The sequence below is a fragment of the Alkalibacillus filiformis genome (assembly GCF_030814115.1).
Classification (GTDB): domain Bacteria; phylum Bacillota; class Bacilli; order Bacillales; family Alkalibacillaceae; genus Alkalibacillus; species Alkalibacillus filiformis.
In genome coordinates this window covers 209,333-230,599 of the sequence record NZ_JAUSUP010000002.1, presented here as the reverse complement: position 1 = coordinate 230,599, position 21,267 = coordinate 209,333, and the positions used below count along the sequence as shown (strand labels likewise).

At 35.3% G+C, this 21,267-nt stretch carries 23 protein-coding genes; 20 read left to right on the top strand and 3 right to left on the bottom strand.

The annotated features are described in order from the left end of the window. Positions 1–138: 138 nt before the first annotated feature. Together dnaN and dnaA are read right to left on the bottom strand one after the other, a co-directional pair. Positions 139–1,284, bottom strand: a complete 1,146-nt coding sequence (dnaN, locus tag J2R98_RS06710; RefSeq protein ID WP_307067358.1) for a DNA polymerase III subunit beta — start codon at positions 1,282–1,284, stop codon at positions 139–141. Positions 1,285–1,468: 184 nt separating this feature from the next. Further along, entirely contained in the window at positions 1,469–2,812 is a 1,344-nt protein-coding gene (gene dnaA, locus J2R98_RS06705) for a chromosomal replication initiator protein DnaA (protein ID WP_307067357.1), read from the bottom strand. A gap of 540 nt (positions 2,813–3,352) precedes the next feature. Between dnaA and rpmH the strand changes: the two genes are divergently transcribed. From rpmH to J2R98_RS06650, 11 genes are all read left to right on the top strand, one after another. After that, positions 3,353–3,487, top strand: a complete 135-nt coding sequence (gene rpmH / locus J2R98_RS06700) for a 50S ribosomal protein L34 (protein ID WP_307067355.1) — start codon at positions 3,353–3,355, stop codon at positions 3,485–3,487. Positions 3,488–3,565: 78 nt separating this feature from the next. Next, the gene (gene rnpA, locus J2R98_RS06695; RefSeq protein WP_307067353.1) at positions 3,566–3,907 is read left to right on the top strand and encodes a ribonuclease P protein component; all 342 of its coding nucleotides are present in this window, start codon (positions 3,566–3,568) and stop codon (positions 3,905–3,907) included. 98 nt (positions 3,908–4,005) lie between these two features. Continuing rightward, complete coding sequence (gene spoIIIJ / locus J2R98_RS06690; RefSeq protein ID WP_307067351.1) at positions 4,006–4,779, top strand: YidC family membrane integrase SpoIIIJ; 774 nt, start codon at positions 4,006–4,008, stop codon at positions 4,777–4,779. Further along, a complete protein-coding gene (gene jag, locus J2R98_RS06685) occupies positions 4,776–5,405 on the top strand; it encodes an RNA-binding cell elongation regulator Jag/EloR (protein WP_307067349.1) in 630 nt (209 codons plus the stop codon). Before spoIIIJ ends, jag begins: the two co-directional genes overlap by 4 nt. A gap of 212 nt (positions 5,406–5,617) precedes the next feature. After that, on the top strand, positions 5,618–6,994 hold the full coding sequence (gene mnmE / locus J2R98_RS06680; RefSeq protein ID WP_307067347.1) for a tRNA uridine-5-carboxymethylaminomethyl(34) synthesis GTPase MnmE: 1,377 nt from the start codon (positions 5,618–5,620) through the stop codon (positions 6,992–6,994). 28 nt (positions 6,995–7,022) lie between these two features. Then, positions 7,023–8,912 (top strand): tRNA uridine-5-carboxymethylaminomethyl(34) synthesis enzyme MnmG, encoded by a 1,890-nt coding sequence (mnmG, locus tag J2R98_RS06675; RefSeq protein WP_307067345.1) that lies wholly within the window; start codon positions 7,023–7,025, stop codon positions 8,910–8,912. Between the two features lie 9 nt (positions 8,913–8,921). Further along, the gene (gene rsmG, locus J2R98_RS06670) at positions 8,922–9,641 is read left to right on the top strand and encodes a 16S rRNA (guanine(527)-N(7))-methyltransferase RsmG (RefSeq protein ID WP_307067344.1); all 720 of its coding nucleotides are present in this window, start codon (positions 8,922–8,924) and stop codon (positions 9,639–9,641) included. Positions 9,642–9,856: 215 nt separating this feature from the next. Then, the gene (noc, locus tag J2R98_RS06665; RefSeq protein WP_307067342.1) at positions 9,857–10,714 is read left to right on the top strand and encodes a nucleoid occlusion protein; all 858 of its coding nucleotides are present in this window, start codon (positions 9,857–9,859) and stop codon (positions 10,712–10,714) included. A gap of 129 nt (positions 10,715–10,843) precedes the next feature. Next, the gene (locus tag J2R98_RS06660) at positions 10,844–11,617 is read left to right on the top strand and encodes a ParA family protein (RefSeq protein ID WP_017185411.1); all 774 of its coding nucleotides are present in this window, start codon (positions 10,844–10,846) and stop codon (positions 11,615–11,617) included. Then, positions 11,598–12,440, top strand: a complete 843-nt coding sequence (locus tag J2R98_RS06655) for a ParB/RepB/Spo0J family partition protein (protein ID WP_307067338.1) — start codon at positions 11,598–11,600, stop codon at positions 12,438–12,440. The genes J2R98_RS06660 and J2R98_RS06655 overlap by 20 nt, the downstream gene beginning before the upstream one ends. 90 nt (positions 12,441–12,530) lie before the next feature. Further along, a complete protein-coding gene (locus J2R98_RS06650; protein ID WP_307067405.1) occupies positions 12,531–13,247 on the top strand; it encodes a DUF554 domain-containing protein in 717 nt (238 codons plus the stop codon). A gap of 20 nt (positions 13,248–13,267) precedes the next feature. Here J2R98_RS06650 and yyaC read toward each other — a convergent pair whose 3' ends face one another. Then, a complete protein-coding gene (yyaC, locus tag J2R98_RS06645) occupies positions 13,268–13,846 on the bottom strand; it encodes a spore protease YyaC (protein ID WP_307067337.1) in 579 nt (192 codons plus the stop codon). Between the two features lie 83 nt (positions 13,847–13,929). On the opposite strand from yyaC, the gene J2R98_RS06640 reads away from it, so the two are divergent. The 9 genes from J2R98_RS06640 (at position 13,930) to rplI (ending at position 21,240) form a co-directional block, all read left to right on the top strand. Further along, positions 13,930–14,952, top strand: a complete 1,023-nt coding sequence (locus J2R98_RS06640; RefSeq protein WP_307067335.1) for a YkvI family membrane protein — start codon at positions 13,930–13,932, stop codon at positions 14,950–14,952. Between the two features lie 43 nt (positions 14,953–14,995). Next, on the top strand, positions 14,996–15,193 hold the full coding sequence (locus J2R98_RS06635; protein ID WP_307067333.1) for a DUF951 domain-containing protein: 198 nt from the start codon (positions 14,996–14,998) through the stop codon (positions 15,191–15,193). Positions 15,194–15,388: 195 nt separating this feature from the next. Then, complete coding sequence (gene ychF, locus J2R98_RS06630) at positions 15,389–16,489, top strand: redox-regulated ATPase YchF (RefSeq protein ID WP_307067330.1); 1,101 nt, start codon at positions 15,389–15,391, stop codon at positions 16,487–16,489. A gap of 132 nt (positions 16,490–16,621) precedes the next feature. After that, the gene (gene rpsF / locus J2R98_RS06625) at positions 16,622–16,909 is read left to right on the top strand and encodes a 30S ribosomal protein S6 (RefSeq protein WP_307067328.1); all 288 of its coding nucleotides are present in this window, start codon (positions 16,622–16,624) and stop codon (positions 16,907–16,909) included. 12 nt (positions 16,910–16,921) lie between these two features. Further along, a complete protein-coding gene (gene ssb, locus J2R98_RS06620; RefSeq protein ID WP_307067326.1) occupies positions 16,922–17,404 on the top strand; it encodes a single-stranded DNA-binding protein in 483 nt (160 codons plus the stop codon). Positions 17,405–17,430: 26 nt separating this feature from the next. Then, positions 17,431–17,658 (top strand): 30S ribosomal protein S18, encoded by a 228-nt coding sequence (gene rpsR, locus J2R98_RS06615; protein WP_307067324.1) that lies wholly within the window; start codon positions 17,431–17,433, stop codon positions 17,656–17,658. Positions 17,659–17,843: 185 nt separating this feature from the next. Next, a complete protein-coding gene (locus J2R98_RS06610; RefSeq protein ID WP_307067321.1) occupies positions 17,844–18,785 on the top strand; it encodes a YybS family protein in 942 nt (313 codons plus the stop codon). Between the two features lie 38 nt (positions 18,786–18,823). Next, positions 18,824–20,797 carry a DHH family phosphoesterase gene (locus J2R98_RS06605; RefSeq protein ID WP_307067319.1) on the top strand — a complete coding sequence of 658 codons (1,974 nt, stop codon included), beginning with the start codon at positions 18,824–18,826 and terminating at the stop codon, positions 20,795–20,797. Then, complete coding sequence (rplI, locus tag J2R98_RS06600) at positions 20,794–21,240, top strand: 50S ribosomal protein L9 (RefSeq protein WP_307067317.1); 447 nt, start codon at positions 20,794–20,796, stop codon at positions 21,238–21,240. Before J2R98_RS06605 ends, rplI begins: the two co-directional genes overlap by 4 nt. Positions 21,241–21,267: the final 27 nt, after the last annotated feature.

Below are 21,267 nucleotides of genomic sequence, written 5' to 3'. Positions count from 1 at the left end.
GTCTTAATTGTAGAATTTCCCTAAATATATATTTTACTAAAGATTAAGCAATAAGAAAAGGAACTGAGCCTTTTACTTAATACGGGATGAATAGGCTCAGTTCCTTTAAATTAAATTGTCATTATTTTAACAAGTGATTTAATACGTTCTAACTGGTGTAATCAGTTGTAAGATTTGTTCTCCTTCATCAAGTGGTTCGATAATAAAAGGTCGCATAGCACCTGTAAATTGAATCTTTATCTCTTCAGCATCAATTGCTCTTAACGCATCAATCATATATTTAGCATTAAACGATATTTTTAGTTCTTCACCTGAAATTTCATTTGTATTTAAAGCTTCTTCAGCTGTACCAATTTCTGGTGAGTTACTTGAAATTTCAATGGTGTTATTTTCTTTTGTTTCTAGTTTTACAATGTTGTTTCGATTATCTTTAGCTAAGAGACTAGCACGATCAATGGTTTGCATTAATACTTTAGATTCAACTTTAACTTCTGTTTTACTTTGTTCTGGAATTAATCTTGATGTTTCAGGATAATTCCCATCTAACAAACGAGATAAGAAAAATAGATGTTTAGTTCTAAATAAAATTTGATTATCAGAAACACTAATTTGAACAGAGTCTTGTGAGTCGTCTAAGATTTTATTTAATTCTCCTAAACTTTTACCTGGGATAACAATGTTTTTGAAAGATAAAGAATCTGTTTCTTCATTCATTGCTATTTTTCTAGATGCTAAACGGTGGCTATCTGTTGCTACTAGTTCTAACTGGTCGTTTTCAAGTTTAAAGTGAACACCTGTTAATATAGGTCGAGTTTCAGATGTTGATACGGCAAAGTTAGTTTGTCTAATTAACGTTTTTAATAGATCCGTTTGAATAAGAAAGCTATTTTCTGTTTGTAAAACTGGCAGTTGTGGATATTCTTCTGGGTCTTGTCCATTTAACTTAAATTCAGCTTTTCCAGAACGAATTGTAATATTTAATTCACCATCAGCTTCAATTTCCACTAAATCCTCTGGTAACTTTTTAATGATATCTGGTAAAAACTTAGCTTGTACAACAACTTTTCCTGGAATAACTTCATGGATATGAACGATCCCATCTTCTTCTTTTGGAATAATGGATTCAATTGTAATATCTGAATCACTTCCTGTTAGTTTTACTTCTTCTTCATTTGCTTCTAATTTCATACCTGAAAGGATTGGAATAGTTGTTTTAGGTGAAATAGCTCTCATGACATTTTGAATACTTTGCATTAATTGGTCTCGATTGATGACGATTTTCATAGTGTCCTCCTAATTTTTATATTCCACGCATATATTTATTTATTTTTAATATAAATAGTCTTCATAGTAATAGGGCTTGTGAATTTGTGGACAAGTGTAGTTTTTGTATATGACACAGGTTATCCACATGTTAATAACTTGTTCGTATGTTTGTACAGGTTATTAACATTGTTAACAATTGTGATTAACTAGTTTTTATCTGTTCTGTTAATTCATCAATTTCTCTTTGAAGTTGTAAATCATCAGAAATCATCTTTGAAATCTTTTCATGAGCATGAATGACTGTTGTATGATCTCGCCCTCCAAACTCTTCACCAATTTTAGGTAGTGAAAAGTCAGTTAATTCTCGAGCTAAATACATGGCAATTTGTCTTGGGAATGCGACTGATTTTGTACGTTTTTTAGCTGCGAAATCTTCAAGTTGAATGTTGAATCGATTAGCTATTACTTCTTGAATACCTTTAATCGTAATTTCTTTCGGCTTTGAATTTGGCACAATATCTTTTAAAGCATCTGCAGCTAGCGATGCATCAATATCTTCGTTAACGAGAGAAGAGTAGGCTACAACTCTAATTAATGCCCCTTCAAGTTCTCTAATGTTCGTGTCAATTTGGTTAGCAATATAAAGCATGACTTCATTAGGAATATCTAACCCATCAGCTTTTGCTTTTTTCCTTAAAATAGCGATTCTCGTTTCTAAGTCTGGAGGTGTAATGTCTGTAATTAAGCCCCACTCGAAACGTGAACGCAAACGATCTTCTAGTGTTGGGATCTCTTTAGGTGGCCGATCACTTGAGATGACAATTTGTTTGTTGTCTTCATGTAATGAATTAAAAGTGTGGAAAAATTCTTCTTGTGTCTGTTCTTTTCCAGCTAAAAATTGAATATCATCAATTAACAGCACGTCCACATTACGATATTTATTTCGAAAATCAATTGTTTTGTTATCTCTAATAGAGTTAATAAATTCATTTGTGAACTTCTCTGAAGATAGATAGACAACTTTTGCATCTGGATTATGTTCAATTACATAATGTCCAATTGCATGCATTAAGTGCGTTTTACCTAAACCAACGCCTCCATAAATAAATAGAGGATTATAAGCTTTAGCTGGAGCCTCAGCAACAGCTAAAGAGGCAGCATGGGCAAAACGGTTACCAGAACCAATGACAAATGTTTCAAACGTATACTTTGAGTTAAGCATCGTCTTTGAATCTTGTTCACTTTTTGTTTGGTTCATCTTCTTAATTGGTTGATTAACAGGCTCATTTTCACCTTTAGTTTCAGGAATAATGAACTTAGGGGTTAGTTGTGATCCAGTTAATTCGTAAACTGTTTCAGAGATTAAGTTTGAATAACTATTTTCTAACCAATCTCTTGCAAATTCATTTGGTGCAATAATATATATATTTCCACCATCAATTGCTTTTGCTTCAGTTGATTTTAACCAAGTGTCAAAGCTCGGTTTACTTATTTTCTTCTCTAGTTCTTTTAATGTTTCGTTCCAAATTTCAGAGATGTTTTGCAAACAGGTACACACCCTTTCTGTTTGAATCGTGGATGGTTATAAAAAAATATGTATGTGGATAGTTTTATTAGAGTATACAAGAAATTATAACAGATATCGACAATATCCACACAAATGTGAGTAAGTCATTAAACAACATGTGTATGTTTATTCACAATATATCCACAGTCTGTGGAAAATCTAATTTGCTCACACATGTTATCCACGGTTAAAACAACATAATCATAACAAATACACATAGCATTTTCAATGTTTTATCAAACTTATCCACAAAGAAAACAACCGTGTGATAAAATCCTATCCACAAGGGTGAAAGTTGTGGGTTTTTGGTGAAAAGGTATGTGGATATTAACAAAGTCGTTTGTTTAAATTAAGTAAGGGTTGTGGATAATGGAAAATAAAGCATTATTGAGTTGTTATCGATTATGCGTTATAATATGAAATGGTTTGTCTGTTGACATTCAATGCAAAATTTTAATATACTAATTTGGACTGCTTATGGAACGAAGTAAGTTTGTCTAATTGCAGGAGGTGTAGATCATGAAACGCACTTATCAACCAAATAATCGTAAGCGTAATAAAGTACACGGCTTCCGCGCACGTATGTCTACTAAGAACGGAAGAAAAGTTCTAGCGCGTCGTCGTCGTAAAGGAAGAAAAGTTCTTTCTGTTTAGACCACTGAACACTTATCAGTGGTCTTTTTTCTAGTAACTAATAACTAAAAGGTTTAGCAATAGATGGGAAGATCGTATTTGAAGAAAGCTTATCGAGTTAAAAAAAATGAAGAGTTTCAGCAGATATTTAAAGATGGTCATTCATTTGCTAATCGGCAGTTAGTTATTTATGCATTAGAGAAGAAAGAACAACCCCATTTCAGAGTTGGTCTATCTGTTGGCAAAAAAATTGGGAATGCTGTGTTACGTAACCAGATTAAGCGTTATTTAAGACAAGCTTTTATTGATTTAGAGTCTGATATAAAGCCCAATTATGATTATGTAATCATTGCTAGAATGCCAACTCGAAATATGGGTTACTATGAATTGAAAAGTAGTTTAAATCATCTGTTGAAAAAAACGAAGAAATTTCGTCAATAAAAAGTAATATTATTATATAGTATGGAATATTGAATAATGCTAAAATACGTTTAGTGTGTGAAGTGTGTATTGGAATGGAAAGTTAGGAGGAACAACAATTGCGTAAAAGACTGTTATTAATTGGTTCCTTAATAGCCATGGCAACATTATTATCAGGTTGTTTTGAAATTAATGAACCGATTACGTCAGAAAGTGAAGGAATATGGAATAGCTTCTTCGTATATCCGCTATCATTTTTAATCACATATATTGCTGAAGGGGTATTTAATGAGGCGTTCGGTGCTGCCATTGTTATTGTTACGGTTTTATTAAGAGTTCTAATATTACCTCTAAATATTAAACAATTAAAATCGTCACAAGCAATGCAGTTAATTCAACCGGAATTAAAAGAGATTCGTGAAAAGTATTCATCTAAAGATGCACAAACACAGCAAAAATTACAACAAGAGACGATGGCTTTATTCCAACGTCACGGTGTTAATCCATTAGCAGGTTGTTTACCAATCTTAGCTCAAATGCCGATCTTAATTGCATTCTATCATGCCATTGTAAGAACGGATGAAATTGCTGAACACAGTTTCTTATGGTTTGAATTAGGTGAGCCAAGTATTATTTTAGCGATCATTACTTTTGCTACGACGTTTATTCAGCAAAAAATTATGATGGCTGGAACACCAGCAGCTGATAACCCACAAATGCAAATTATGTTATACTTATTACCAGTCATGATTGGTGCATTTGCACTATTTTTCCCAGCAGCATTAGCATTGTACTGGGTAGTAGGTAACTTCTTTATGATTGCTCAAACATTATTAATTCGTCGTCCAATGATGAGAGAATTCGAAAAAAATAATGGAGGATCTGACAAGTGAGAGAAATAACGGCTAGTGGTCAAACAGTAGAAGAAGCTAAGGAAAATGCTTTAAGTCAGTTAGATTTAACAGAAGATCAAGTGAATGTAGAAGTGATTGATGAAGGTAAGAAAGGTCTTCTAGGTGTTTTTGGAGCTAAGCGCGCTTACGTTAAAGTTCAAGAAAAGCGTGATTTAGTCAGTGAAGGGAAGTCATACCTTCAAAACATCGCACTAGAAATGGGAGCAGAAGGTATTGATGTAACAGTTGCTCAGCAAGGTAATGAAGTAACATATGAGTTAATCGGTGATCGGATCGGATTACTCATCGGTAAAAGAGGTCAAACAATTAATTCACTTCAGTATTTAACTAGTTTAGTTGTGAATAAAGACCAAAACTCTAATTTTACTGTCGTTGTAGATGCTGAAGGTTACCGGGAACGAAGAAAAGAAACTTTAGAAAACCTGGCTAATAATTTAGCAAAAAAAGCTATAAGGCTAAACGAAGAAGTTCAAATTGAACCAATGCCTTCATTTGAACGAAAAATTATTCACACTGCTCTTCATGACCACAGCGAAGTTTCAACTTACTCAGACGGAAAAGATCCGAATCGAAGAGTTGTGATTAAACCGAACAACTTATCGTAATACTATATTTAAAGCTAACCTTTCAAAAGGTTGGCTTTTTCTTTTGGATTAATTGTCTTAAAAAGGGTTAACTATGGTCACCCTAATAAGTAGACTATAGTTTAGTGACAGTTTGAGCCTAAGTTATATACATGCTTGTATTTCTTTCCTTTTAACTAATTTTGTGTTATTGTGTTTAGTTAGGAAATTGTGCTTAAAAAGGGGTGAAGGTCATGGAACAAGATACAATTGCAGCTATTTCAACACCAGTTGGAGAAGGTGCTATCGCGATCGTACGACTAACTGGAGATGAAGCTGTCTCAATAACAAATCAAATATTTCCGACTAAAGATTTACAACAAGTCGATTCCCATACAATCCACTACGGGAAAATCGTTGATCCAAAAACAGAAGACCAATTAGAAGAAGTTATGGTTTCAGTATTAAAGGCACCAAAAACCTTCACCCGTGAAGATACAATCGAGATTAACTGTCACGGTGGAATGGTTTCAGTTAACCGTGTTCTCCAACTTGTGTTAAGACAAGGTGCGAGTTTAGCTGAACCAGGTGAGTTTACGAAAAGAGCTTTCCTAAATGGCCGTATTGATCTGTCACAAGCTGAAGCGGTTATGGATTTAATTCGCTCTAAAACAGATCGTGCGATGTCTGTTGCATTAAAACAAATGGATGGAAGATTATCGAATTTAATTCGCGATCTTCGCCAACAGTTAATTGAAACAGTTGCACATGTAGAAGTGAATATAGATTATCCAGAGTATGACGATGTTGAAGAAATGACACATGGGCTATTAAGAGAGCGTGCTCAATATGTTAAAGGTGAAATTCAGTCATTACTTCGTACAGCTAAGCAAGGTAAAATCTTACGCGAAGGAATTGCTACAGCTATAATCGGAAAACCTAATGTTGGGAAATCATCTTTAATGAACGTTTTAGCACATGAAAATAAAGCAATCGTAACTGATGTTCCAGGTACTACACGTGATGTCATTGAAGAGTATGTTAACGTGCGTGGAGTACCATTAAGGTTGATCGACACAGCTGGAATTCGTGAAACTGAAGATATAGTTGAGAAGATCGGTGTCGAGCGATCGAGGCAAGCACTTCAAGATGCGGATCTAATTTTACTCGTTTTAAATGGCAATGAACCTTTCTCTAAAGAAGATCAAGCTCTATTTGAAGCAGCACGTGATTTAGATGTTATTGCTATTGTTAATAAAACAGATTTAAATCAAGAAATCGATATGAATGAAGTGACAAAAGCAGCCAATGGAGCTCCAATCATTACGACATCTTTAGTTGAAGAACAAGGTATCGATGAACTAGAGCAAGCTATTGCGGATACATTTTTCGATGGAGAGTTAGACCAAGGTGATTTAACTTACGTATCTAACGTTCGTCATATTCAATTACTAGAACAATCAGAAGATGCTTTAAATGATGCTTTAAATTCATTAGAGATGGGTATGCCATTAGACTTAATACAAATTGATATTACAAGAACTTGGGAGTTATTAGGTGAGATTATCGGAGAAGATGTACATGAATCACTGATCGATCAATTATTCTCTCAATTCTGTTTAGGTAAATAAGAAACTTAAGATAAAGGAGGTTGTCTTCATGTATGATGCAGGACGTTACGATGTCATAGTAATCGGTGCCGGCCATGCAGGTGTAGAAGCTGGTTTAGCCGCAGCTAAACGCGGAGCAAAGACGTTAATGCTTACTTTAAATTTAGATTTAATTGCTTTTATGCCATGTAATCCATCTGTTGGTGGGCCTGCAAAAGGTGTCGTCGTTCGAGAAGTTGATGCGCTAGGCGGCCAAATGGGTAAAACAATCGATCAAACGCATATCCAAATGCGTCTATTAAATACAAGTAAAGGACCAGCCGTTCGAGCATTACGTGCACAAGCAGATAAAGTGTTGTATCAACAAGAAATGAAGCGCGTAATAGAAAAACAAGAAAATTTAACGTTACGCCAAGGTATGGTTGAAGAATTGCTAGTTGAAGATGGCGAAGTCAAAGGGGTCAAAACAGAAACTAGAGCGTGTTATTACGCAGACCAAGTCATTATAACTACAGGTACTTTTATGCGTGGAAAAGTGTTAATTGGTGATATAGAGTATGAGAGTGGCCCAAATAACCAACGACCAACAATAACGTTATCTGAACAATTAGATGAACTAGGATTTGACTTAGTACGTTTTAAAACAGGAACTCCAATGCGAGTGAATTCTCATACAATTGATTACTCAAAAACAGAAGAGCAACCAGGCGATGAGGAACCAAGAGCTTTTTCATATGAAACGACGGAATATATTACAGACCAAATCCCGTGCTGGTTAACGTATACAGGTGAAGTAACTCACCAAATTATTGATGATAATTTAAGTAAGTCAGCGATGTACTCGGGTGCTGATCGCGGAACAGGGCCAAGGTATTGTCCGTCAATTGAAGATAAAATTGTTCGTTTTAATGATAAACCACGTCACCAAGTATTTTTAGAACCAGAAGGGCGAAAAACGGATGAGATCTACGTACAAGGACTATCTACATCTTTACCTGAATATGTACAAAAACAAATGCTTGAAACAGTACCAGGCTTAGAAAACGCAGAAATTATGCGAGCTGGATATGCAATTGAGTATGATGCAGTCGTGCCTACTCAATTATGGCCAACATTAGAGACGAAGCAAATTCAAGGATTATATACTGCTGGTCAAATTAATGGAACAAGTGGTTATGAAGAAGCGGCTGGTCAAGGATTAATGGCAGGTATTAATGCAGCTGCAAAAGCATTAGATAAGGAGCCATTAATTTTAGATCGCTCACAAGCTTATATTGGTGTTATGATTGATGACTTAGTAACAAAAGGAACAAATGAGCCTTATCGTTTACTAACATCACGAGCTGAATATCGTTTACTACTACGTCACGATAATGCTGACCTTCGTTTAACGGATATTGGCTATGATATGGAGTTAATTCCAGAAGAACGGTACGCTCGTTTTAATCGTAAAAAAGAATTAATTCAACAAGAAATAGACCGTCTAACAGGTTATCGAATTAAGCCAAGCGAAGAAGTTCAACAGATTATTGAAGAGATCGGCGGTTCTAAGTTAAAAGATGGCGTTTTAGCCATTGATTTACTACGTAGGCCTGAGGTGAAATACGAAACAATTAAGCGTATTACACCACCGGAAGAAAAACTACCTAATGACGTTGAAGAACAGGTAGAAATTCAAGTGAAATATGATGGTTATATTAAGAAATCAAATCAGCAAGTCGATAAAATGCGTAAAATGGAAAACAAAAAGATTCCAGACCATATAGATTATGATGACATTAGCGGTTTAGCGACCGAAGCCAAAGACCGCTTGAAAAAGGTACGCCCATTGTCAGTAGGTCAAGCTTCTCGTATTTCGGGTGTAAACCCTGCAGACGTTTCAATATTACTTGTCTATTTAGAACAAAGTTATAAAACGAAATCCGCTGCAAATGAATAGAGGGTGCTTATGAACGAAAAACAGTTTCAAGATGCTTTAAAAGAGCATGGCATTAATTTAGATGAACAGCAGTTACAACAATTTAATCAGTACTATGAGATATTAGTTGAATGGAATAACAAAATGAATTTAACCGCAATTACCGATCGTGAAGAAGTTTATTTAAAACATTTTTTTGATTCTATAACTGCAGCTTTTTATTATGATTTTAGTTCTAATCATCTTTCCATCTGTGATGTCGGTGCTGGAGCGGGGTTTCCATCGATCCCGCTCAAAATTGTGTATCCTAATTTAAAAATCACAATTGTCGATTCGTTAAAGAAGCGAATTACTTTCTTAAACCATTTAGCTGATGAACTGAATTTAACTAATGTAGCTTTTTATCATGATCGGGCAGAAACCTTTGCTAAAAACAAAAAATTTAGAGAAACTTTCGATCTAGTGATGGCTCGTGCTGTAGCTAGAACATCCGTGTTAAGTGAACTATGCTTACCTCTAGTCAAAGTGGATGGCGACTTTATTATGATGAAAGGTCCAAACATTACCGAAGAATTAGAAACAGGTAAGTTAGCCATTAGTACTTTAGGTGGTGAATTAAAAGACAACAATCGATTTAATTTGCCATATGAAAACAGTGAGCGACATATTGTGCAAGTTGATAAAAAACGGAAAACACCTAACAAATATCCTAGAAAACCAGGTACACCAAACAAAGAGCCGATCGAATAACAATAGAATTTTGTTGATATTTGCCATATTATAACGAAGGAATATCGTTAAGTTTCACTTTATATTCACTCTACTTTTGTGGTAATATAAAAATAGTATAAGAGCGATAGAACAATGATGAACAGTAATCTTATGATTATGAATGAAATGTTTCACGTGAAACATTTCATTTTTTACATAGATTAAGAGAGTTGTAGAAGGTAGGTGCCAACTGAATGAGTTCGCTTAGTAGATTGTTTGGCAAGAATGAAACCAAATCAGATGAACAGCAAAGCAATATTCAGGCAAATGAAGTTGTCGAGATAGAAGTAAGTAAGATTCAACCAAATCAGTATCAACCTAGAACGATTTTTGATGAAGAAAAGATCTCGGAATTAGCACAAACAATTCATACACATGGCATGATTCAGCCAATTGTAGTACGTAAGTTAGAAGACGATGAGTCATATGAATTGATTGCTGGTGAACGTAGGTGGCGTGCAGTCACTTCATTAGAATGGGAAACAATCCCTGCAATCGTAAAAAACATGACTGATACGGAGACTGCGTCAGTTGCGTTAATTGAAAACTTACAGCGTGAAGAGTTAACAGTTGTAGAAGAAGCGATTGCTTATGACCAACTGCTTCATACTCACGGATTGACACAAGAAGCCCTAGCGCAACGTTTAGGGAAAAGCCAGTCAACGATCGCCAATAAATTAAGGTTACTTAAACTACCCAGTGTTGTTCAACAATCGTTGTTAAATAAACAAATTACTGAAAGACATGCTAGAGCACTAATCGCATTAAAGGATGAAACTCTACAAGAAACAGTTTTGTCTCAAATTATTGAAGAGCAATTAAATGTTAAACAAACAGAAGAACGAGTCCAACAAGTATTAAACCCGGAAGAAAAAGAGGAAAAGAAAACACGCAAACCGAAAATACAAGGTGTAAATAAAGATGTCCGTATTGCTCTAAACACTATTAGGCAGTCATTAAATATGGTGCAAGATACGGGGATGGATGTTGAGACAGAAGAAGAAGAAGTCGATGATTATTACCAGATTACAATAAAAATACCAAAAAAATAATGGATTAAGTCATGATTTCCCATCTTTTTTAAAAAGATGGGTCTTTTTTTCTAGCATATTACATATAACAAAATTCGATTTCATGATAGAATAATAGATATTGATAAAATATTTAGGGCAGGTGACATTATGGGGAAAGTCATTGCCATCGCAAACCAAAAAGGTGGCGTAGGAAAAACAACGACAGCAGTCAATCTGAGCGCTTGTTTAGCTAATTTAAATAATAAAGTATTACTTATTGATATAGACCCTCAAGGAAATGCCACAAGTGGAGTAGGCATTAACAAAGGGGATATGGAATCATGTATTTATGACATATTAATTGAGGAAGAGGACGCCAAATCCGTTTGCGTTCCTTCTAAAGTACCTAATTTAGACGCTATTCCTGCAACAATACAGTTGGCGGGTTCAGAAATCGAATTGGTACCGACCATTTCAAGAGAACTTCGTTTAAGAAAAGCATTAGAAAGCGTTAGATATGATTACGATTATATAATTATTGATTGCCCACCATCTTTAGGGCTTTTAACATTAAACGCATTAACCGCTGCAGATAGCGTTGTGATTCCTGTACAATGTGAATATTATGCATTGGAAGGTTTGAGCCAATTGTTGAATTCCGTTAGATTAGTCCAACGTCGTTTAAACCAAAGTCTTCAAATCGAAGGTGTATTGCTAACGATGTTTGATGCTAGAACGAATTTAGGGATTCAAGTTATTGAAGAGGTTAAAAAATACTTTCAAGATAAGGTGTTCAATTCAGTCATCCCAAGAAACGTTCGCTTAGGAGAAGCACCAAGTCATGGAGAGCCTATTATACAGTATGATTCAAAGTCTAAAGGCGCGGAAGTATATAGCGATCTAGCGAAGGAAGTGATGGCGAATGGCCAAAGGGTTGGGTAAAGGTTTAAACACAATCTTTCAAGAAGTGGATTACTATGAAGAATCAGTGCAGGAAGTTGAGCTGAAAGACTGTCGACCGAATCCATATCAGCCACGTAAAGTATTTGATGCTGAAGCAATAGAAGAACTAAAAGATTCAATTGTTGAACACGGAGTATTACAACCGATTATCGTTCGTAAAGCAATTAAAGGCTATGAAATTGTCGTAGGTGAAAGACGTTTCCGTGCATCTAAAGAAGCTGGCTATACGACTATACCAGCTGTTGTAAGGGAACTATCAGAAGAACAAATGATGGAGCTAGCGCTTTTAGAGAACTTACAGCGCGAGGACTTAAGCCCGATTGAAGAGGCTGAAGCTTATGACAGGTTAATTAATGAACTAAAAATTAAACAAGATGAACTAGCTAAGCGTCTAGGTAAAAGTCGTCCTCATATAGCGAATATGGTTCGTTTACTTTCATTACCAGAAAGAGTTCGCGCTATGGTAAATAGCAAAGAATTATCAATGGGGCACGCTCGAGCGTTATTATCGATTAAGGATGAAGATCAACTGTTTCTAGTTGCTGAAAAGATTCGAAAAGAAGGCTTGAATGTAAGACAAACTGAAGAACTTATTACAAAGCTTAGTAACAAACCTAAGAAAAAAGCGAAAACAACAAAAAAAGATGTGTTCATTACATCAAAGGAAAATGAGTTACGAGAAAAGTTAGGCACTGGTGTAAGTATTCAACAAGGTAAGCAAAAAGGAAAGATCGAAATAGAATATATTGATCAAGAAGATCTAGATCGAATCATTGAATTACTTATGTATACGAAAGAATAAATTGATGTCTATCCTTATTGAGAGGATAGACTTTTTTCATAAATGTTTCACGTGAAACATTTTACTTATTTAAAAAGTGTGGTGGTTAAAATCGAACTTCTAGGTCCGATTGTAAATGGAATAGGAATATTAATCGGTACATTGTTTGGCCTGTTTTTTAATCGAATTCCAGAGCGGTTTAAAGAAACCGTTATGAGCGGAATAGGACTGACGGTGATCCTTATTGGTCTTTCGATGGGGTTTGCATCAGACCGAATTATCGTCATTTTGCTCAGTTTATTAACTGGTGCCATTATAGGTGAGTTGTTTGACCTTGATGAAAAGTTAAATCGTCTTGGCGCATATATTGAAGTTAAATTTAAAGGAAATAAAGAAGAGTCTAATATAGCAGAAGGATTTGTGACAGCTTCCTTAATATTTGTGATCGGAGCGATGGCTGTTGTAGGCGCGTTAGATAGCGGTTTAAGAGGAGACCATGAAATTTTGTTTACAAAAGCGTTGATTGACGGTTTTGTCGCGCTAGTATTGACTACTACTTTAGGGATTGGAGTAATCTTCTCAGCGATACCAGTTGTCTTGTATCAAGGAAGTATTGCGTTATTTGCTACCCAAATTGACCGTTTTGTTCCGGAATATTTATTAGAGTTATTTATTGAAGATATGACAGCAACAGGTGGACTGTTAATTGTGGCGATTGGCCTCAACTTATTAAAGATTACACAGATTAGAGTAGCTAACTTACTACCAAGCTTAATTACTGTAGGAGTTGTACTATACTTTTACATTCAAATCGGAAATTGGTTTTAATATTAAAGTGTCAAGGCAGGTTAAATGGGCCTGCCTTTTTCTGTGTTTTTACTTAACCTTAAGTCTAGCAATGTGAATGATTGAGCTAACGTTTCAGCCATCTCCATAATGTCATACAATCTTGTACTTTGAAGGACTGCGAGTTGTAAGAATCCCCCTGTGTTCACAAACCCTTTTATATTTATGTCACCTATACTAGGCAGTTGCTTGTTGAAGGCTGCGCCAGGCTCTAACCCACCATTACTGATTTTAAGCGTTTTAACTTGATTACTTTGACCTAATGCTGCATCAATCGCAATAATAAAAGGCTGAGTATATTCAGTGTTAATGTATTCTATATATGAATCTAAATTTCTAGCATGAACGGGGTCTTTTAAAGTTCCGTAAACTTTTAAATGGTTTATTGGTTTTGAACTTAAAATAGTTCCCGTTAATGGCCCTAAGCTATCACCAGTTGAACGATCTGTACCTATGAACAACAAAATAACCTCATGAGCTTCTGTCGGTAGCATGTCCTCTAGTATGTTAGCCATCTTCCAACTTACTAGTTTCTCATCACAATGAAAAGAACTTGTCCGATCCTCAATTAATTTAGACATAGATTAATCTCCTTAAACATACTTTTTAATAGTATATGGATAAGCCTATCTTTTTATACTTCGTACCCACTGGAGGATAAGTAATGATAAGAGGATTTCGTTGGATCGGTTTAATAATTGCTACGATGGTCGGCGCAGGATACGCATCAGGAAGAGAGATTTGGGAGTTTTTTGGTCATGAAAGTAGTTTAGCAATTTTAATTTTTACTATATTATTTATTATTAGTTGTCATGTCGTATTAACGATTAGCTATGAGTTGAAAACGAAACACTATATGCCATTATTAAAGCTGTTTTTAGGTGAAAGGGCAGCTAAAATATATGATTGGTGTATTTTACTGTATTTATTTACGACTTTGTTTGTTATGATTTCTGGCAGTGGAGCAGCAGTATCAATGTTTAACTTACCGTTTTATGCGGGTGTTTTGTTAATGGTTTTAGGGTTGTTAGTCATCATTCCAAGGGGGATGGATGGCATATTATCGATTAATCGAATATTACTACCAGTCATGATTATTACCTTGTTTACTGTATTGTTATATTTTGTTTATCAAAAGCATGTCCCTTTTATTTATCAAATAGGGGAGCAGTCCAATTGGGTTGCCTCAATCCCGTTTACATCTTTAAATGTTTTACCCTTAGTAGCAGTATTAGGTGCTATCGGAAAAGAGATCGGGAGCAAAAAAGAAATATATGTAGCGAGTATCGGAAGTGGTGTAATATTAGGTGTTATATCATATTTATATAATATCAGTTTAATTCACGTTGCTGATCAGCTATATTTTTACGAAATTCCGTTATTTGCAATACTTTATGGATATCCGATCGAGCTATTTCTAATCATGGCTGGTTTATTAATATTTGCTATATATACGACAGCTCTTACAAGTTTGTTTGGATTAATTGCAAGAATTGAAGATATGATTAAGTATAGTAAAGGGAAATTAGGTCTAATTATTATAGGGATTGCATTACCGTTCACTTTTGTGGGATTCTCAACATTAGTCAGTTATTTATATCCCTTATATGGTGTGATTAATCTATATGTACTAGCCATGATTTTATTATATCCTATAATTAAACGAGCAGAAGCTTTTAAAATTTGATAAACTATATGTACTAACTACATAGAAGTAGGAGGTAGTGAAGGTGGAGCAACAGAGTTATGAATTAAATGATTACGTTCAAATGAAGAAAGAACATCCATGTGGTTCTAATGAGTGGCAAATTATTCGTATGGGGGCTGACATAAGAATTAAATGCCAAGGATGTCACCATAGCATTCTCATTCCGAGGCGGAAGTTTAATAAAAGTGTAAAAAAAGTGATAAAAAATGAAGAAAATTAAAATGTTTCACGTGAAACATTTGGCATTATTTTTAAAATAATTAAAATAAGGCAAGATAATTGATAACAAAGGCGATTTTGCCTTTGTTTTTTTGATTTTCTTTGAACTTGTTTTTTTCTAATTTAATCACTATAATTGGTATGACTAATCTTGATTTATTATTGGGAACGGAAAATTGAAGGAGTGGAGTGTTACATGTCATTAACAGCAGGTATTGTTGGTTTGCCTAACGTGGGGAAATCGACGTTATTTAATGCAATTACACAAGCAGGGGCGTTGTCAGCTAACTACCCTTTCGCAACGATTGACCCGAACGTAGGTATCGTAGAGGTACCTGATCACCGATTGCATAAATTAACAGAGCTAGTAAAACCTCAAAAAACGATTCCGACATCTTTTGAGTTCACAGATATTGCAGGTATTGTTGAAGGAGCTAGTAAAGGTGAAGGTCTAGGTAACCAATTTTTATCACATATTAGACAAGTTGATGCGATTTGTCACGTTGTCCGTTGTTTTTCTGACGACGATATTACACACGTATCGGGCCGTGTAGATCCAATTAGTGATATTGAAACAATTAACTTGGAACTAATCTTAGCCGATCTAGAGACAGTGATGAAACGCTATCCAAAAGTAGAAAAGATGGCAAAGCAAAAAGACAAAGATGCAACTTATGAATTTGAAGTATTAGAAAAGTTGAAAGATGCATTAGAGGCAGAACAACCTGCTCGTTCCGTAGAATTTACGAAGGAACAAATGAAGTATGTAAAATCCCTTCATTTATTAACGAGTAAGCCAATCTTGTACGTAGCTAATGTTGGTGAAGATGAATTATTAGATGTAGAAAATAATGCAAAAGTACAACAAGTAAAAGAGTATGCAGCAAACGAAGGAGCAAGTGTTATTGTTGTTTGTGCAAAAGTCGAATCAGAAATTGCTGAGCTTCAAGGTGAGGAGAAGCAAGAGTTTCTTGATGAGTTAGGCATTGAGGAGTCAGGGTTAGATCAATTAATTAAGACTTCATATGACATGCTTGGTTTAGCAACATATTTCACAGCAGGTGAAAAAGAAGTGCGTGCCTGGACGTTTAAAAAAGGAATGACTGCACCACAGGCGGCGGGTGTTATTCACTCTGACTTTGAAAGAGGATTTATTCGAGCAGAGACTGTATCTTACGATGATCTAGTAAATGCAGGGTCAGAATCAGCTGCAAAAGATCAAGGTAAAGTACGCTTAGAAGGTAAAGAATATCTTGTAAAAGACGGCGATGTAATTCACTTTAGGTTTAACGTATAAAAAGGGTCTTAGTTTATTGTTGTAAGTATTAAATCTTTTTGTTATAATCTTATGATGTGAGTAATTAACATATAAATTACTCCTTGCCCTTTAGAATTAAGGGCCGCTAAGTCCAAGAGGAGGTGAAGACGGATGAATAAATATGAAATCATGTACATCATCCGCCCAGACGTTGAGGAGGAAGCTCGCAAAGAAGTTGTTGAGCGCTTCAACCAAGTACTAACGGATCATGGTGCGGAGATCGAAAATGTAGATGAAAAAGGTATGCGTCGTTTAGCTTATGAAATTAACGATTACCGTGATGGTTACTATGTAGTTGTTAACTTCGATGGCGATGCAAACGCAATCAATGAATTTGACCGCAAAGCGAAGTTTACTGACGATGTTATTCGTCATATGGCTATTCGTAACGACCAATAAGGAGTGTTTGATGTGTTAAATCGTGTAGTATTAGTTGGTAGGTTAACGAAAGATCCTGAACTACGTTATACACCTAATGGAGTAGCAGTTGCCAATTTTACAATTGCCGTCAACAGACCTTTTTCTAACCAACAAGGTGAACGCGAAGCAGACTTTATTAACTGTGTGATCTGGAGACGACCAGCAGAAAACTTAGCCAATTATATGGGTAAAGGTAGTATGATCGGCGTTGACGGTCGCATTCAAACAAGGAACTTCGAAGGTCAAGATGGTAAGCGTGTCTTTATGACAGAAGTAGTTGCTGATAGCGTGCAATTTCTTGAGTCGAAAAACTCCAATCAGGGTGGACAACCAGGCCGCACATCAAACCAATCACAACAAACAAACCAAAGTGGATTCCAACCACAACAGCAGGATACAAAGCCGAAAAGTGAGAATCCATTCGAAGATAGTGGTGAACCAGTCGACTTATCGGATGATGATTTACCATTTTAAAAGCATAAAAAGGGAGGTTTTGACCTATGGCACGTCGTGGACGTAAGCGTCGTAAGGTTTGTTATTTCAAAGCAAATAACATTACACACATCGACTATAAAGATGTTGATCTTCTAAACCGTTTCATTTCTGAGCGTGGTAAAATTTTACCTCGTCGTGTAACTGGAACGTCTGCAAAGTATCAACGTAAATTAACAGTTGCAATTAAGCGCGCAAGACAAATGGCTTTATTACCATATGTTAGCGGCGAATAATATAACAATGGTGTTGTAAATCTGGTATTTACAACACCATTTTCTTTATATTTAAGTGTATAATGATACATAAGTTAATAGTTTAATGAATTCACATAAATACGATGGGTTGGTAATAGTTTATTTTTACATATTACTGATAAAATTGATAAAATAGTAATGAACATGAAGTAGAGGTGCAAGCAATGGAAGACCGAAATATAATTAAACATGGTGTAATAGCTGGTGCTGTTTTTATATTACTTATGATCGCAACATTTTTTGTACCAATTATTAGCCTTGTTACCATCTTTTTATTACCAATTCCACTCATTGTGTTTGGTAGTAGGTTTGGTTTTAAACCTGTAGCAATACTGTTTCTAATCATTAGTTTGATCAGCATTTTAATACTTTCAATATATTCATTACCAATTGTGTTTGTTATGGGCTTAGGAGGCCTTGCGATTGGGGCTGCTATTTATAGTAAAAAAGATGCTTATGAAACATGGGCGCAAGGGACGTTTAGCTTTGCTATAGGGATGGCTGTAGTTTATGCTATTACCCAATTTGTGTTTGACGTAAATTGGGTACATGAATTAAATGCTCTAATAGAAGAATCTCTTGAGTCAACGGTTGCTTTTGCTGAGCAAGTTGGTACTCCTATTAGTCAAGAAGAGTATGAAGCATTACAGCAAAGTTTAAGTGAACTGACCTACTTAATACCGACAGGCATGGTATTGATTGGATTAGCTTTAGCTTTTATTTCACAGTGGTTAAGCTATAAATTTATTAATCGATTTGATGGTGAAGGTTTAAGGTTCCCACCTTTTAGAGACTTTAAGTTACCAACATCAATTATTTGGATCTTTTTATTAGGGATCATCTTAACTTGGATTTATACAGATCCAACTGAAACCATGTATTTAGCTGCTGCGAATTTATATGCATTACCTGGGCTATTGTTAGTCATACAAGGATTATCTTTTGTGTTTTTCTTTACACATTATAAAAGTTGGTCTAAAGCGATTCCGATCTTTACAGTTATTTTATTTGTTTTATTTCCGTTTCTACTGATTTATCCGTTAAGGATTTTAGGTATAATTGATTTAGGATTCCGTTTAAGGGAACGTCTTAACGGAAGTCAATAATCGGAGAGCATGTCTGTTTTTAGGGAGATGACGTTAGAATGAATGATGTTAAAAGCTTGATCGTAAATAAAAATATTTGGTTGCTATATATCTTAGCAGGCATTTTAACGTTAATTGTTATTTATTATCAGTGGATGATTGGTTTGTTTCTATCCATTGTTCTTGGTCTTATTATCTTTTTAGGGTTAAAAACAGAGGACCGTTTAAGGAAGAAAACAGAACAATATATTTCTACATTATCTTATCGTGTCAAAAAGGTAGGAGAAGAGGCTCTATTAGAGATGCCTTTTGGTATTATATTGTTTAATGATGAATACCAAATCGAGTGGGCAAACCCGTATATGAATGATTTCCAAGGACAAGATGAAACGTTAATTGGCGAAAATTTAACCACTTTATCCGAAGATATCATCTCTTCAATTAAAGATGCCGAGGACGAATTTTGGGTTAATATCGACGAGAAGGTTTATCAAGTCACTGTAAAACGCGAAGAGAAGTTATTATACTTTTTTGACCGTACAACTTACTCGGATTTAGAAACGAAATACCATAATGAAGAAACAATTCTTTCTATCATATATTTAGATAACTATGAAGAATTAACACAGGCGATGGATGACACATCTAAAAGTCATATGAACTCACAAGTAACATCTATTTTAAATAATTGGTCAAGTGACTATGGTTTTTATTTAAAACGTACTTCACAAGAGCGGTTTATAGCTGTTATGAATCGAGAAATATTAGAGCAATTAGAAGCAACTAAGTTTGAAATATTGGATGAAGTAAGAGAGTTAATTTCAGATCAAAATGTACCCCTTACATTAAGTATTGGAATTGGGCGTGGCGCTTCAAGTTTACCTGAATTAGGTGAGATGGCACAGTCTAGTCTGGATTTAGCGCTAGGTCGCGGTGGTGACCAAGTAGCAATAAAAAACGAACACGGAAAAGTGAAATTCTTCGGTGGTAAGACAAATCCAATGGAGAAAAGGACGCGTGTCCGTGCTAGAGTAATTTCCCATGCATTACGAGAGTTAGTAAATGAAAGTGAAAAAGTCATCATTATGGGGCACCAAATGCCTGATATGGATTCAATTGGCTCGTCTGTAGGCATTCTTAAAATGGTTCAACAAAACAATAAAGATGGTTTTATTGTTTTCGACCCTGATGGTGTTAACACAGGTGTTCAAAAGTTAATGGATGAAATTGAGGAAGATGAGTCATTAGCGGATTGGTTTATTACACCTGAACAATCGTTAGATATTGTATCGAAGAACACGTTAGTCGTAGTTGTTGATACGCACAAACCTTCAATGGTAATGGAAGAGAAGTTACTCAGCCGTACAGAGCATGTTGTTGTTATTGATCACCATAGAAGAGCTGAGGAGTTTATTGAGGATCCAACATTAGTTTATATGGAGCCATATGCTTCTTCAACGGCTGAACTTGTTACAGAGCTTCTACAATATCAAGACGGTCGTGTTAAGTTATCAACGCTTGAATCTTCTGCCTTATTAGCAGGGATTATTGTCGATACGAAATCCTTTACGTTAAGAACAGGGTCAAGAACGTTTGATGCGGCTTCTTACTTACGCTCTAAAGGTGCCGATACAGTCTTTGTTCAAAAGTTACTAAAAGAAGATTTAGATGTTTATATTAAAAGAAGTGAGTTAATTAAAAACGCAACGGTTTATAAAGAAGGTGTTGCGATTGCTAAAGGAAACTCAGGTGAAAATTATGGCCCGATTATCATTGCACAAGCCGCTGATACATTGCTAACAATGGATGGCGTTCAAGCTTCATTTGTTATTTCTGAACGTAAAGATGGGCGAGTAGGTGTCAGTTCGAGGTCATTAGGTGACATTAATGTGCAAGTCATTATGGAAAAGATGAATGGCGGTGGTCATTTAACGAATGCTGCAACACAACTTGAAGATACGACGATTGAGCAAGTAGAAGAGCAGTTACGCGAGATTATTGACGAATATTTACAAGGGGGAGAATCATCATGAAAGTAATTTTTACTAGTGACGTTAAAGGTAAAGGTAAAAAAGGCGAAGTTAAAGACGTAAATGAAGGTTATGCTCGTAACTATTTATTCAAGCACAACTTAGCAGTTGAAGCGAATAAAGGTAATTTAAAGCAATTAGAAGGACAGCAGAAGAAACAGCAAGAAAAAGAACAACAAGAATTAGATGAAGCTAAACAGCTTAAAGAAACAATTGAAGGCCTAACAGTCGAGCTTACGGCAAAATCAGGTGATTCAGGTCGTTTATTTGGATCTGTAACGAGTAAGCATATTTCTGACGAGTTAAAAGGATCACACAACATTAAGATTGATAAAAGAAAAATTGAACTAGATGATCCAATTAGAACGTTAGGTTACACAAATGTACCAGTAAAATTACACCCAAAAGTAACAGCTACTGTAAAAGTACACGTGCAAGAAAAATAATGTAAGATGAACTCCGGTTTAAGGGAG